The 13975-nt window shown below is 47.0% G+C and carries 9 protein-coding genes and 1 pseudogene; all 10 read left to right on the top strand.

From position 1 onward, the window contains the following. Window positions 1–880, top strand: a pseudogene (locus tag GPK88_RS19635) (transposase); the annotation flags it as partial. 496 nt (window positions 881–1376) lie between these two features. Continuing rightward, window positions 1377–4796, top strand: coding sequence for an NEAT domain-containing protein (locus tag GPK88_RS15880; protein ID WP_173762090.1), 3420 nt, complete (start codon window positions 1377–1379; stop codon window positions 4794–4796). After that, the gene (locus GPK88_RS15875) at window positions 4793–5893 is read left to right on the top strand and encodes a heme-binding Shp domain-containing protein (protein WP_173762091.1); all 1101 of its coding nucleotides are present in this window, start codon (window positions 4793–4795) and stop codon (window positions 5891–5893) included. The genes GPK88_RS15880 and GPK88_RS15875 overlap by 4 nt, the downstream gene beginning before the upstream one ends. Continuing rightward, window positions 5880–7028 carry a heme ABC transporter substrate-binding protein IsdE gene (isdE, locus tag GPK88_RS15870; protein ID WP_173762140.1) on the top strand — a complete coding sequence of 383 codons (1149 nt, stop codon included), beginning with the start codon at window positions 5880–5882 and terminating at the stop codon, window positions 7026–7028. Before GPK88_RS15875 ends, isdE begins: the two co-directional genes overlap by 14 nt. Before the next feature lie 5 nt (window positions 7029–7033). Further along, complete coding sequence (locus tag GPK88_RS15865) at window positions 7034–8041, top strand: FecCD family ABC transporter permease (RefSeq protein WP_173762092.1); 1008 nt, start codon at window positions 7034–7036, stop codon at window positions 8039–8041. After that, window positions 8031–8831: an ABC transporter ATP-binding protein gene (locus tag GPK88_RS15860; RefSeq protein WP_330596901.1), complete on the top strand. Its 801-nt coding sequence runs from the start codon at window positions 8031–8033 to the stop codon at window positions 8829–8831. Before GPK88_RS15865 ends, GPK88_RS15860 begins: the two co-directional genes overlap by 11 nt. Window positions 8832–8854: 23 nt before the next feature. Further along, on the top strand, window positions 8855–9238 hold the full coding sequence (locus GPK88_RS15855) for a YbaN family protein (RefSeq protein ID WP_173762093.1): 384 nt from the start codon (window positions 8855–8857) through the stop codon (window positions 9236–9238). A 7-nt stretch (window positions 9239–9245) separates the two neighbouring features. Further along, a complete protein-coding gene (locus GPK88_RS15850) occupies window positions 9246–10982 on the top strand; it encodes an ABC transporter ATP-binding protein/permease (protein WP_173762094.1) in 1737 nt (578 codons plus the stop codon). Next, window positions 10982–12730, top strand: a complete 1749-nt coding sequence (locus GPK88_RS15845; protein ID WP_174095712.1) for an amino acid ABC transporter ATP-binding/permease protein — start codon at window positions 10982–10984, stop codon at window positions 12728–12730. The genes GPK88_RS15850 and GPK88_RS15845 overlap by 1 nt, the downstream gene beginning before the upstream one ends. An 85-nt stretch (window positions 12731–12815) precedes the next feature. Further along, complete coding sequence (locus GPK88_RS15840) at window positions 12816–13754, top strand: PDDEXK nuclease domain-containing protein (RefSeq protein ID WP_330596903.1); 939 nt, start codon at window positions 12816–12818, stop codon at window positions 13752–13754. Window positions 13755–13975: the final 221 nt, after the last annotated feature.

Genomic DNA, 13975 nt, shown 5'->3' with positions numbered 1-13975 from the left:
TATATCTATAATTTTTACCTGTTTCATAATAAAGAACTTTATACTTTGGGTAAAAAATTTATGAGCGGTAAATCGTTCAGTGTATGGTTGAATAATGACTATCTTCCGAATCATCAGGAATATTCCTGGATCAGGGAAGTCAGTTCCAAATCGGTAAAACATTCGATTGAAGATGCCTGTACAGCTTTTTCAAGATTTTTTCATCATCAAAGTGGTTTTCCGCGGTATAAGAAAAAAGGACGATCGAATGTAAAAATGTATTTTGTAAGAAATAATCCCAAAGACTGTCTTTGCGAAAGACACCGGATTAAGATTCCGACGCTTGGATGGGTAAGGCTGAAAGAGAAATATTAATAAAACAGCACGAATAAGAAAACTTGAAAAACAATTAAGACGGGAACAGCGAAAGCTTTCCCGTAAATATGAAAATTTAAAGAAAGGAGAGCCCACTCAAAAAGCAAATATACGTAAACAAAAGCTTAAAGTACAGAAGCTTCATCAGCGTCTGGAAAACATCCGTACAGATTATATCAATAAGACGATATCTGAGATTGTAAAAACCAAGCCATCTCATATAACGGTTGAGGATCTGAATGTATCCGGTATGATGAAGAACCGGCATCTTTCAAAAGCAGTTGCGTCACAGAAATTTTACGAATTTCGCACAAAACTTAAGACAAAATGTGAGGAATTTGGAATTGAATTACGGATAGTCAGCAGATGGTATCCTTCTTCAAAGACCTGTCACTGTTGCGGACACATCAAAAAAGACCTGAAACTTTCAGACAGAGTCTACAGATGTGCATGCGGCTATATTGAAGACAGAGATTTCAATGCAGCACTGAATCTGAGAGATGCAGAAACTTACGAGATTGCATGATCCCGCAAACATAAGCATGTACCGAAGGCTATTTTGGGAATTAACGACTGTGGAGTGTACTTAGGATCTGTGAGTAGAGATAACTCCGGTTACTCAAAAACATACACGAAGAAACAGTAAGTGGTATTCGAGAGAAGCCACATTATCTCAATGTGAGTATATTTAATCACATTTTGAGTGGCAGATACCGGTTCTGGTGATTGATACGGAAAACAGCATCTTTGGCATGGGAATGGCGGAAACGCTTGCAGATGCCGCAGGTGCCAGATATGTGAAACTCTGAATTCCGGGACTGTCCTGGATTAAAGGCCGAAATGAAAAAATTTCGGTCTTTTTTTGATGGAAAAACCGGAAAAATGTGATATTTAAAAGATTTTTCGAAACAGAGAACGGTTCCCACAGGGAACGGTTTCAAAGGGAGTATGTTGACGTTAACTTTTTCCTATGATAGGGTTAAACATGGATAACAAGTACTCATAGGAGGGAAAAGGTGAGTATGACAATAAAATCAGCAAAAATAAAGAGAGGAAGCGCTTTTTTTATGGCGGCTGCCCTGTGTCTTGGAAGCACATCCGGAGTTTACGCCATGGACGGAAATGAACTTTCCAGGCTTATTGAGGAAGCCAGGAACACGGACATTTCCGGTTATACGCCGGAAAGCTGCGAGAGTCTGAATGAGGCTCTTGCCGGTGCCCAGGCGCTTCTTGAAAAAGAAAATGTAACCGAAGAGGAGCTTGGGGCCGGTGGAATGATGCTGCAGGCGATTCTGGAAAACGGTCTGGTGGCCCGGGCGGATAAGTCTTCTCTGGAAGCGGTTCTGACAGAGTCCGCAGATTGCACAGACACAGAGGCAGAAGGCTATGAGGTCCTTCAAAATGTCCGTGCCCAGGCCCAGGCTGTGCTGGAAGACGGCAATGCAACCCAGGCAGAAACAGACGGAGCAGCGGCGGCAGTTGTTCAAGCAGAAGAGAATTTGGGCGGCGGAGTAGATAAAAGTGTGCTGGATGATCTGATCAGTCAGGCAGAGGCCCTGGATACTTCCGGTTCCGATGAGGCTTCTGTGCAGCAGTTAAAAACTGCCATTGCTTCCGCAAAACAGGTTAAGGCCAATGCCTCCGCCACACAGAGCATGGTGGACAAACACATTCAGCTTCTTCAGGCGGCAGCAGAGGCTCTTTATGAGAAAACCGATGCCAATACCGTTTATGATGGCGTCTATGAGATTGGCGGCCTTCTTCATCATGCCACAGCGGATCAGGTTTCCATGGGAAACTCCGCACTGGTAAAACCGTTCCAGCTTGTAAAAAAGGGCAATGACATTCATCTGAGGATTGAGTGTACCTCCCTTACCACCAAACTTGGAAGCCAGAGTTTTACCGGTTACCTGGCAAAAATGTGGTATTATCCGGAAATGACCGATGAGGATACCCTGCCCTATGGGGCGTCAGGAGAAGAACGTGCAGTGGAAACCGCAGAGGCGGAAGCAGCCGGGGAGACGGATGCGGATAACGGAACGGAAAGTTCCGGCGAACAGGCAGAGGACGGGCTGTTTGCAGACGGCTCCGAGACAGAAGGACAGGAGCAGCAGGAAACGGCGGATGCCCAGGAAGAAGCTGCTTCCCGGGAACTGGAAGAAAATGCGGTACCGGAAGCAGAGGCGGCCACTGCAAAAGAAGTGGGTGTGGAGTCCTATTATGATAAGTACGATTCCTACAACGATCCGAAAAAAGGAACTGATGCCAATGTAAAAGGCCAGAAATATCCCCATTACATAACTATTCCGGTAGAGCTGAACCAGGGCCTTGTGTGGACAAAAATTTATGTTCCGGTTATGGAATCCATCAGTGCCGGAGGCGGTTCCCAGTATGCAAAACTTTATCTGGACTGGAATGACCTGAAACAGATCAGCGGTACAAATGCAGATAAGAGTGCACTGAAATCCGGGATTTCCAGTGCCCAGAGTGTTCTGAAATCATTGCAGCAGGATAACCAGGGATATGCCGCAGAACAGCTGGAGATGCTTTCCAGTGCGATTGCGGCTGCTCAGGCAGTGTACAAAAACATGAATACAGATCAGACTATCGTGGACAGGGAAGTAACCGCCCTTACCATGGCAGTGAACGCAGTCACAAAGGTAAAAGTGGATTCCGACAAGAGCCAGCTGAAAAAAGCCATTGAAACTGCGGACAGTTACCTCAATGAAACAGATGTGGAGTTTGAAGCTTCCACTCTGGAAGCTCTGAAGCGTGCAAGGGACCGTGCACAGCAGGTTTATGACAATGAAGAAGCTTCCCAGACAGAAGTCAACAAGTGTGTGACAGCAGTGGACAATGCCATTCAGAGCCTGATTATCCAGGGAACGGACCGCCGTGCCTTGAAAAAATCTCTCACAAAAGCAGAATCCTACCTGGCAGATACTTCCAGCTATACAGCAGCAGATATGGATGTCCTCCGTTCTGTCTACGAGAAGGCAAAAGCAGTTTATGAGGACAAAGAGGCAAGCCAGGAAGAGGCAGATGCCCAGACCGGCATTCTTGACTATGTCACGAAAAATATGAAGAAAGCGTCCGAGACCAAAGTGGATAAGACAGGACTTTACGAAATGATTCTCACAGCATCCAACATGGCAGGCAGGGAAGATATCTACACGGCGGCAACACTTAAGACGCTTAATGCTGCCATCACAGCGGCAAAGACGGTTTATGATAACGAAAACGCAACCCAGAAGCAGGTCAATGCCCAGATCACGAAACTGTCCAAAGCAGTCAGCGGCCTGAAAAAGAAAGCCACAGATTCCAGCTCAAATGGCGGAAACAGCAACAGTAACAGCGGAAATAATAACAGTAATAGCAGCGGAAGTTCCAGCCTGAATGTGAAGAACCTGGCAGATGGAGTGTATTCCGTCACAGGTTCCATGGTAAAGATTGACAAGTCTTCCGCTTCCATGTCCAACGAAGCCATCAACCATACCATCAAACTGACCGTAAAAAACGGAAAATATTCCATTACCATGGATTTCAAAGGCCTGACTATTAACGGCCAGCTTGGATACTTAGGTACCCTGAAATATTTTAAGACCGGTTATAAGACGGACAAATATGGAGCGCCTTCCGGTTCTCTTGGAAAAGTAACGGTGGATTCTTACCAGAAGTATACCAATGGCAAGCTGGTGACAGATAATTTTGGAACCAATTATCCGGATGTGGTTACCTTCCCGCTGATTGAGGAGGCGAAGAGTGACGGATATGTACCGGTACAGGTATTTGTACCGATTATGGATTCCATCACAAAAGGAACGGGAACCCAGCCGGCATATCTGAAACTGGACTGGAACACCCTGAAAAAGACAAGCAGCAAAGATTCCAGCTTTAATGAAGATAATAATAACGGGGATGGCACCAGTTCCGGAACTGATAACAACAGCGGAAACGGTTCTTTAAATGGAAACAACGGATCTTTAAGTACAAACAGCAACGGTTCCTTAAGCGGAAGCGGCTCCAAGTTAAGTGCCAACGGTTCTTTAAGCGGCAGCTCTTCCAAGGCAGGAGGCAGTTCCTTAAAGAGCAGCGGTTCCCTGAAGTCTTCCGGAAGCAGCACCACAAAAAGCGGTACTTCAAAGAAAAATGCGAAAACAACAGCTCTGAAATCCGGAAAGAGCCTGAATGGAACAGAAAGTTCTTCAAAAGCAGGAACCACAAAGCTTACCAGCAGCGGACTTTCCGAGGCATCTGATCAGGATCAGGGAAGGGTTTCCTCGGGAACCGCCTATGCGGATGAAAGCGGCAGCTCATCCAAAGACATGACGAAGGTAGCCATTCCGGTGACCGTCAGCCTTCTGGCTGCGCTGGCCGGTATTTTCTATAAGATCAAAAGCAGAGGGGGAAGCCTGGTAAAACAGGCCAGAAAGAGAAAATGAGAGAGATGAAGTGGAAAAATTATCTGCTGACCGGTCTTGGGGCAGTGGTTCTCTGTCTGGCAGCGACTTTTGGGTTCCTGGCAGTTTCTGTCCATGCGGAGACTGGTGCGGTGTACTCCTGTAACATTAACCGGTGCTATTCCCACCCGGTAACCGGAGAGATCGAGGACTCCGGTGGAGAGGCTTCCTATGCAACCGGACAGGGCATGGTGGAAGGTGCGGTTTACGGAAGCGGACTTATGGAAGTTACGGATTCGGGAAATTATTATCTGACGATCCGCATGAGTCTTATTGATTATACGTCAAACCATAGTTTCAGTGTACAGAATGTGGGAGATTCCGGATGGAGTGGAACCGGCATTGCGGTAACCGGAAACGGTTCTGACAGCAACGGAAGCACTTCGGATATCTGTATGCAGGTTCCCAGTGAAAACTGCATCGTAAGGGTCAGTATGTATGTATCACCGATGGGAAGAGATGTAACTTTTTATCTGTATCCCAGTGATTATTCCGAGGGCAACAGTGTGGGAATGAACCCGGCATTTGTGACAGAGACAGCATCTGCACAGGATTCCGGCAGTACGGAAAGCGTTTCCAATGGTACGCTGGATACCGGAAGCGGGGAAGAAACTGAGACTTCCCAGGAGAGTGAAAATCAGTCAGGAGAAGAAACAGAGGCAGAGGAAAGCACAGAAGGTAACGAAACCGGAAGTCAGAGTGATGCTGCGGCTACCCAGGCGGCAGCAGCCGGAAACAGTTCCGGCGGGAATGCAAATGCCATGAATTCCGGAAATACGGTAGCTTCCGCGGCGCAGGCCCAGGCAGCTGCCGCAAACAAAGATTCCGGGGAGTCCGACACAGATAAAGAGCTGAACAGTGCACAGGGATTAAGCCTTTCCACTGCAGAAGCGGACAGCACTGCTTCCGGCGAAAAGAAATCCGAGGGTACGGTGAAGATCAATACCGTATTTGCCATTGCCCTGGCAGTGACCGGTTCCGGTCTTGTGCTGATTCTGGTGACGGCACTGATCATCTGGTATTTCCGGAAAAACTGGCGCAGATGGGGCGGAGAGGATGACGATGATGATGAATATTAAATCCTGCATAAGCCGTGGCGTGCTTGTCCTAAGCCTGGCAGCAGCGTCCCTTCTTCTCACCGGCTGTGTCAACCAGCACCCGGAAGGAACGAAAGCAACCACGCAGACCGAGACGGTAGAGTCCATGCTTGAGATCACAGACCCTGTGGAAAAACAGGCGGTGGAGGTGGCAAAAGCCAAGGTGCGTTCCATGGAAGGAACCCCGAAGATCATTGCCACATCTCCGGCAACCGCAGATATCTGTGATAAACTGGATCTGGATCTTGTGGGCGTGTGCTCCAGCAGTATCTCCACCATTCCGGAACGTTATCAGGATGTAACCACCGTAGGTACAGCTATGAGCCCGGATATGGAGATTGTGGCTTCCCTGAAACCGGACTGGATCTTAAGTCCCATATCCCTTCAGTCTGATTTGCAGCCGAAATATGAAAATATCGGTACAGACTGGGCCTTCCTGAATCTTCGAAGTGTACAGGGTATGTACCGGTCCATTCAGGAGCTGGGAGAGATTTTTGACAGGGAAGAGCAGGCAGACGCACTGGTAAAAGAGTTCCAGGATTTCTATGAAAAATACAAAAAGAAGAACGAGGGAAAAGACCATCCGAAGGTTCTGATCCTCATGGGCCTTCCCGGCAGCTATATCATTGCAACGGAGAAATCCTATGTGGGAAGTCTGGTTGCCCTGGCTGGAGGCGAAAATGTTTATACGGATTCCAGTCAGGAATTTCTTACCGTGAATACTGAGGATATGAAGACAAAAGAGCCGGATATTATCCTCCGTGCAGCCCATGCACTTCCAGATCAGGTTGTGGAGATGTTTAACGAAGATTTTAAGACCAACGATATCGGGAAACATTTTGATGCGGTAAAAAACGGCAGGGTTTACGATCTGACCTATGAGAATTTCGGTATGAGTGCTACCTTCCGTTATCCGAAGGCGTTGGAAGAACTGCAGCCGATCCTCTATCCGGAAAGTGATGCAGATCTGGAAAAGGCGAAAAAGAACAGCGAAAGTGCACAGAAAAATGCGGAGAAATCCAATGCAACGCAGAAATATGAGGATGCACAGAAATCCGGCACATCCGGAACCACTGCAGCGGAAGATTCCAAAAAGACCACAGAAAAGGAGAAGTGACAAAAATGGATGAAAACAGAGAAAAAAGAAAGCGGCTTCGTGCAGTGCTCTCCTTTGTGACCATGGCGGTGCTTCTGGTGGTGCTGTTTTTTGCAGCCATCAATATCGGAAGCCTGAAGGTTTCTTTTGGAACACTGATGAGAGGACTTTTTGTGGAACGGATCGACGAGGTTGCTACCATCTATGACCTTCGTTTTCCGCGAATTATTATTTCCATGCTGGCAGGAGCAGCCATAGCGGTTTCCGGTGTTCTGTTACAGGCAGTCTTAAAAAATCCCCTGGCTGATCCGGGACTGATCGGTATTTCCAGTGGAGCCAGTTTTGCGGCAGTGCTGATTACGGCATTTGCGCCGGGACTGTACTTCTTTACTCCACTGGTTGCGTTTTTTGGAGGTGTCATCGCCTTTCTTATGGTGTACTGCCTGTCCTGGAAGGGCGGCTTGAGTCCGCTTCGTATTATCCTTACCGGTGTTGCGGTAGATGCACTGTTTACCGGACTTTCCAGTGCTTTTAACAGTATGAGCGGCGGAAACATGTCCGGTGTGGCTTCTATTGTGGAGGCCAATATCACACAGAAAACCTGGGATGATGTGACCACGCTGATTCCTTACGTTGTGGCAGGACTGTTTCTTGCCTGCCTGTTTATCGGGGAATGTAATCTGATGTCTCTGGAAGATAAAACGGCCAGAAGCCTTGGATTGAATGTCAATGCCACCCGTATCGTGATTTCCCTCATTGCGGTACTGCTGGCCAGCATTTCCACAGCTATTGCAGGTGCCATCAGCTTCCTTGGACTGATTGTTCCTCATATCGGAAGAATTCTTGTTGGAAGTGACCACAGGGCACTGATCCCGTTCTCTGCTCTTGCGGGAGCTTTTACCTTCCTTCTGGCGGATACCATCGGAAGAACGGTTGCCGCTCCTTATGAGATCAGCGCGGCGGTTGTGATGAGTGTTGTAGGTGGTCCGTTCTTTATCATTCTCTTAAGGAGGTCAAAGAAATATGGCGACTGAAACACAGAATACAGAAAAAAAACGACCTGCCATGGAGGTAAAAAAAGTATTTTTTTCCTACGGAAAGAATGAAATCCTGAAAGGGGCGTCCCTGGAAATCGAAAAAGGCAAGGTGACTACCATCATGGGAGCCAACGGATGTGGCAAGTCCACATTGTTCTCACTGATGACCAAGAATCTGGTTCCCGGAAAAGGCAAGGTTCTCCTTGGTGGAAAAAATATCGCACACTTACGGTTGAATGAATTTGCAAGAAAAGTGGCCATTGTCCATCAGTATAATACAGCGGCTGACGATATTACGGTGGAGCGGCTGGTTTCTTTCGGAAGAACGCCGCATCTTGGTATGATGGGAATCCGCGGAGACGAGGATGAGCGGTATGTAAACTGGGCCATGGAAGTAACCAATGTTTCCCAGTTCCGTGACCGGGAATTATCCAGGCTTTCCGGAGGCCAACGCCAGCGCGTGTGGATTGCCATGGCCCTTGCACAGGGAACGGAAATTCTGTTCCTGGATGAGCCGACTACATATCTGGATATCCGTTATCAGATTGAGATCCTGGAGCTTGTGCGGAAGCTGAACCGGGAATTTGGAATGACCATTGTCATGGTTCTTCATGATATCAACCAGTCGATCTATTTTTCCGATAAAATTATCGGCCTCGCCGGCGGAAAAGTTATCGTGGAAGGAGAGCCGGAAGAGGTGATCACGGAGGAAAGTATTCATGAACTCTATGGAATCGATCTGAAAGTAGCCCGGGTGGATGGGCGTAAGTTTGTACTAACCGTCTAATACGTATGAGAAAGGAAAAGAAAATGAGAAATCCGTTAAAAATTTTCTGGATTCTGCTGGGGTTTCTTTGCCTGGGACTTGGCACCATAGGGATCGTACTGCCGATCCTGCCAACCGTTCCCTTTTATATGGGAACTTTATTCTGCTTTGCAAAGAGCTCAGAGCGGCTCCACACCTGGTTTACAGGAACCGGCCTTTATAAAAAACATCTGGACAGTTTTGTGCAGGAAAGAGCCATGACGCTTGGAACCAAATGCAGGATCATTGGCATGGTGACTGTAGTCATGGCCATCGGATTTATCTGCATGAAAAATGTACCTGTGGGAAGGATCTGTATCGCGATTGTGTGGGTATGCCACATTCTGTATTTCTTCCTCAGGGTAAAAACTGTGGAGCCGGAGGTGTGAGTAACCAATGATCAAGACAAGACTGGTGGGACTTTTATCCCATGCAAAAAAATATATCGTGTATACGATCCTGTGGCAGTGGCTGGCCCTGCTGTCACAGGTGATGGCCGTTTTTTCCATTGCAGGTCTTCTGGAAAAAGTGGTCTATGGTAAAGTGACCGCTGCGGGCGTGCAGCATACGGTCCTCATCCTGATCCTGGTCGTTGTGATCCGTTTCTTCTGCGAGCGGATGGGCGCAAGATCCTCCTATCTGGCCTGCGTGGATGTAAAGAGGATCCTCCGGGAAAAGATCTACGAAAAAATGCTGAAGCTTGGCGCTTCTTACAGAGAGCAGGTTTCCTCCTCTGAGGTGGTGCAGGTTTCCACGGAAGGCGTGGAGCAGCTGGAAACCTATTTCGGAAAATATCTTCCACAGTTGTTTTACAGCCTGATCGCACCAGTGACACTGTTTGTGATTCTTTGTCGGGTGAGCATGAAGGCCAGCGTGGTGCTTCTGATCTGTGTGCCGTTGATCCCGATCTCCATTGTGGTGGTACAGAAGATCGCGAAGAAGCTTCTGAATAAATACTGGAGCATTTATACAGGACTTGGAGATTCCTTTCTGGAAAACCTTCAGGGTCTGACTACCTTAAAAATTTATCAGGCGGATCAGCAGAAAGCTGATGAGATGGATGCGGAGTCCCAGCGGTTTCGTCAGATCACCATGAAGGTTCTGACCATGCAGCTGAATTCCACCAGTGTCATGGATATTGTGGCTTATGGCGGTGCTGCCATTGGTATGGCGGTGGCGGTAACAGAGTTTCTACATGGGAATTTAAGTCTTTCCGGAACTCTTTGTATTGTGCTTCTGGCCAGTGAATTTTTCCTGCCGCTCCGGCTTCTGGGATCTTTTTTCCATATTGCCATGAATGGTATGGCTGCCAGTGACAAGATCTTCCGGATCCTGGATCTTCCGGAGCCGAAGGCCGGAGAGAAGACACTGCCTGATGGCGGCCTGGATATTTCTTTTCAGGATGTGCATTTTTCCTATGAGAAGGACCGTGAGATTCTTAAGGGAATTGATCTTGATGTTCCGGCGGGAAGTTTTGTCTCCCTGGTTGGTGAGTCCGGTTGTGGAAAGAGTACCATTGCGGGAATCCTGTCCGGAAAGAACCGGGAATTCTCCGGTGAGATCCGGATTGGCGGTGTGCCTCTTGGGAATGTCCGGGAAGATGACCTGATGGAACATGGAGTTCTGGTACGGCATAACAGTTATCTTTTTAAGGGAACTGTCCGTGAAAATCTTCAGATGGCAAAACCAGATGCCACGGATAAAGAAATGCGGGAGGTTCTTAAGAAGGTCAATCTTCTTGGATTTCTGGATACTCAGAACGGGCTGGATACGATCCTTCTGGAAAAGGCGGGAAATCTTTCCGGCGGTCAGTGCCAGCGTCTGGTGATCGCAAGGGCACTTCTTAAAAATGCTCCTGTATATATCATGGACGAGGCAACTTCCAATATTGATGTGGAAAGTGAAGAGCTGATCATGGAAGTGATCCATGAGATGGCAAAAACAAAGACTGTGCTTCTGATTTCCCACAGACTTGCCAATGTGGTTGGATCTGATCAGATTTATTTCCTGAAGGACGGAGAAATCAGAGAGCGTGGAAAACATGAAGAGTTGATGGCTTTGGACAGTGATTACCGTCATCTGTATGAGAGTCAGATGGCACTGGAAAATTACGGGAAGGAGGGGAATGCGTGATGAGTGGTGAGAAAAATACAACGAAGAAGCGGAGAAGTGCCATTGCTATTATGGGAAGCCTTATCGGGCTCGTAAAACCCCTTCTCCACATCATGCTAGCGGCTATCCTTCTTGGAACGGTAGGATACTTATGTGCCATCTTTCTGACTATCTTGGCCGGACAGGTGATCCTCCATGGACTTGCCGGAAATGTGGCCGGCGCAGGGATTTCCGGGATTCCGGAAGTTGTAATGAAGAGTACCTGGCTTGCCGGAACTTCTGTGAAGGGGATCCTTGCCGTGATGATCCTCATTGCGGTGCTTCGTGGTATCCTTCATTATGTGGAGCAGTACTGTAACCATTTTATTGCATTTAAGCTTTTGGCGATCATCCGCCATAAGGTATTTGCGGTTCTGCGTAAGCTCTGCCCGGCTAAGCTGGAAGAACGTGACAAGGGTAACCTGATCTCGATCATCACTACGGATATCGAACTTCTGGAAGTTTTTTACGCACATACCATTTCCCCTATCGCCATTGCTACGCTGACTTCTGTGATCATGGTGATCTTTATTGGAAGATACCATATGCTTGCGGGAGTACTGGCTCTGGCCGCCTACCTGATTGTAGGTGTGGCGATCCCGATGTGGAATGGAAAGCGTGGAAGCCAGAAGGGTATGGAATTCCGTACAGAGTTTGGTGAGCTGAACAGTTTTGTGCTGGATTCCCTCCGTGGACTGGATGAGACCATTCAGTACAACCAGGGCGAAAAGAGAAAAGGCCAGATGTCAGAGCGTTCCCGGAAACTTGCGGGAATGCAGGAAGATTTAAGCCAGATGGAAGGTTCTCAGAGATCGTTTACCAATCTGATGATTTTGCTTGCATCCTTTGGAATGCTGGCGCTGACGATCCATCTATATGGAAAAGGTGAGATTGGTTTTGACGGGATCCTTACCTGTACCATTGCTATGATGGGATCTTTTGGCCCGGTTGTGGCGCTGTCCAGTCTTTCCAACAACCTGAACCAGACACTGGCAAGCGGCGAGCGTGTGCTGTCCCTTCTGGAGGAGAAGCCGCTGGTGGAGGAGATTCCGGGTGAAAGCAGATCTGGTGCAGCCGGATTTACCGGAGCCGAAGCATCTCACGTAACCTTCGCATACGAAGACGAAACCATCCTGGATGACTACTCCCTGAAACTTGCTCCTGGTAAGATTACCGGTATCCACGGAGCCAGCGGTTCCGGAAAATCCACATTGCTGAAACTGCTCATGCGTTTCTGGGATGTAAATCAGGGAACGATTTCCGTAGATAACAAAGATGTACGGGAAATCCCCACCCGCCATCTCCGCGACATGGAAAGCTATGTGACACAGGAAACCCACCTGTTCCACGATTCCATCGCAAACAACATCGTCATCGCGAAACCGGGAGCCACCCGGGAAGAGATCATGGCTGCCGCGAAGAAAGCCTCCATCCACGACTTTATCATGACCCTCCCCAAAGGTTATGACACAGAGGTCGGGGAACTTGGCGATACCCTTTCCGGCGGCGAAAAACAGAGGATCGGTATTGCAAGAGCCTTCCTCCACGACAGTCCCCTTTTACTTCTGGACGAGCCTACATCCAATCTGGATTCCCTCAACGAAGGCATCATCCTCAAGTCCCTGAAAGAAGACACCACCCGCCGCACCGTAGTCCTGGTATCCCACAGAGTCTCCACCATGAACGTGGCAGATGTGGTGTATGAGATGGAGAACGGACGGTTGTCATAATAAAAATAGCAGTTATATCCGATAAACTACCGGTATAACTGCTGTTTTTTAATCTGTTATTTAGTTGTCCGCACCGCAGAAAGGGATGACACATCTGTTTGGCAACAGTGCGGGACGTGTCGGTGATCGTTTAAGCACAGCGGTAAATTCAGCTATGGTAACAACTTATTGGGAAATAGGAGAACAGATTTTTAAAGCATGTGGAGAAAATGATCGTGCAGAATATGGAAAGAGATTATTGGAATATCTTTCTGAGCAGTTGACCGCAGAGTTTGGAAAAGGTTTTGATAAATCGAATCTTCGTAAGATGCGGCAGTTTTATTGCACTTTCCCAATTCGAGACACACTGTGTCCTGAATTGAGCTGGTCGCATTATCGTGTTTTGATGCGTATAAATGATGAACAGGCAAGAACATTTTATATGGAGGAGTGTGCAAAAGCAGCGTGGAGTGTCCGCCAACTGGAACGGCAGATTAATACGATGTATTATCAGCGTATTTTAGCAAGTCAGGATAAGACAGCAGTTGCAAAAGAAATTCAAATAACGGAGCCAAAACCAGAGTATGAGAAAATAGTGAAAGATCCTTATGTTATAGAATTTCTGCAAATTCAGCCGGACACTCATGTGTATGAAGGAGATTTGGAACAGGCACTGATTGATCATCTTCAGCATTTCCTTTTAGAGCTTGGAAGAGGATTTTCATTTGTAGCACGTCAGAAAAGGTTTACATTGGATGGACAGGATTTTTTCATTGATCTGGTATTTTACAATTATATTTTAAAATGCTTTGTTCTCATTGACTTGAAAATGGGTAAACTGACCCATCAGGACTTGGGACAGATGCAGATGTATGTGAATTATTATACTCGTGAAATGATGAATGAGGGAGACACGCAGCCTATTGGGATAGTGCTTTGTGCAGATAAAGGAGATTCCATTGTAAAATATATACACTCCCTGAAGATAATCACCAGATATTTGCATCTAAATACTTCACTTATTTACCGTCAGAGGAAGAATTGAAACGTGAATTAAATTTGAAGGAATTTCGTAAAAAAGAATAAAAATGAAAATACAAATTCCAGTTGATATTTCACATATTTTAGGAAATTTAATAACTGTTATATTTGATTATCAAATTCTTCGCAAACCCTTGAAAATACTCAATGTCATTAACTTTAGCAAAGAGCAGAAATCGTAAGCATTTATAAAACTATGATTCCTGCTTTTTGTTTGTATATGGG

Source organism: Blautia sp. MCC269, from assembly GCF_018785655.1.
In the GTDB taxonomy this organism is placed as follows: Bacteria; Bacillota; Clostridia; order Lachnospirales; family Lachnospiraceae; genus Blautia_A.
Note: the sequence above shows the minus strand (reverse complement) of the source record. Positions and strands in the feature narration are given on the sequence as shown.

Coding starts and splice junctions, on each gene's coding strand:
- GPK88_RS15840 (WP_330596903.1), top strand. CDS start 12,816: ATGACACATCTGTTTGGCAACAGTGCGGGACGTGTCGGTGATCGTTTA.
- GPK88_RS15865 (WP_173762092.1), top strand. CDS start 7,034: ATGGATGAAAACAGAGAAAAAAGAAAGCGGCTTCGTGCAGTGCTCTCC.
- GPK88_RS15850 (WP_173762094.1), top strand. CDS start 9,246: ATGATCAAGACAAGACTGGTGGGACTTTTATCCCATGCAAAAAAATAT.
- GPK88_RS15860 (WP_330596901.1), top strand. CDS start 8,031: ATGGCGACTGAAACACAGAATACAGAAAAAAAACGACCTGCCATGGAG.
- GPK88_RS15875 (WP_173762091.1), top strand. CDS start 4,793: ATGAGAGAGATGAAGTGGAAAAATTATCTGCTGACCGGTCTTGGGGCA.
- GPK88_RS15845 (WP_174095712.1), top strand. CDS start 10,982: ATGAGTGGTGAGAAAAATACAACGAAGAAGCGGAGAAGTGCCATTGCT.
- GPK88_RS15855 (WP_173762093.1), top strand. CDS start 8,855: ATGAGAAATCCGTTAAAAATTTTCTGGATTCTGCTGGGGTTTCTTTGC.
- GPK88_RS15880 (WP_173762090.1), top strand. CDS start 1,377: ATGACAATAAAATCAGCAAAAATAAAGAGAGGAAGCGCTTTTTTTATG.
- isdE (WP_173762140.1), top strand. CDS start 5,880: ATGATGAATATTAAATCCTGCATAAGCCGTGGCGTGCTTGTCCTAAGC.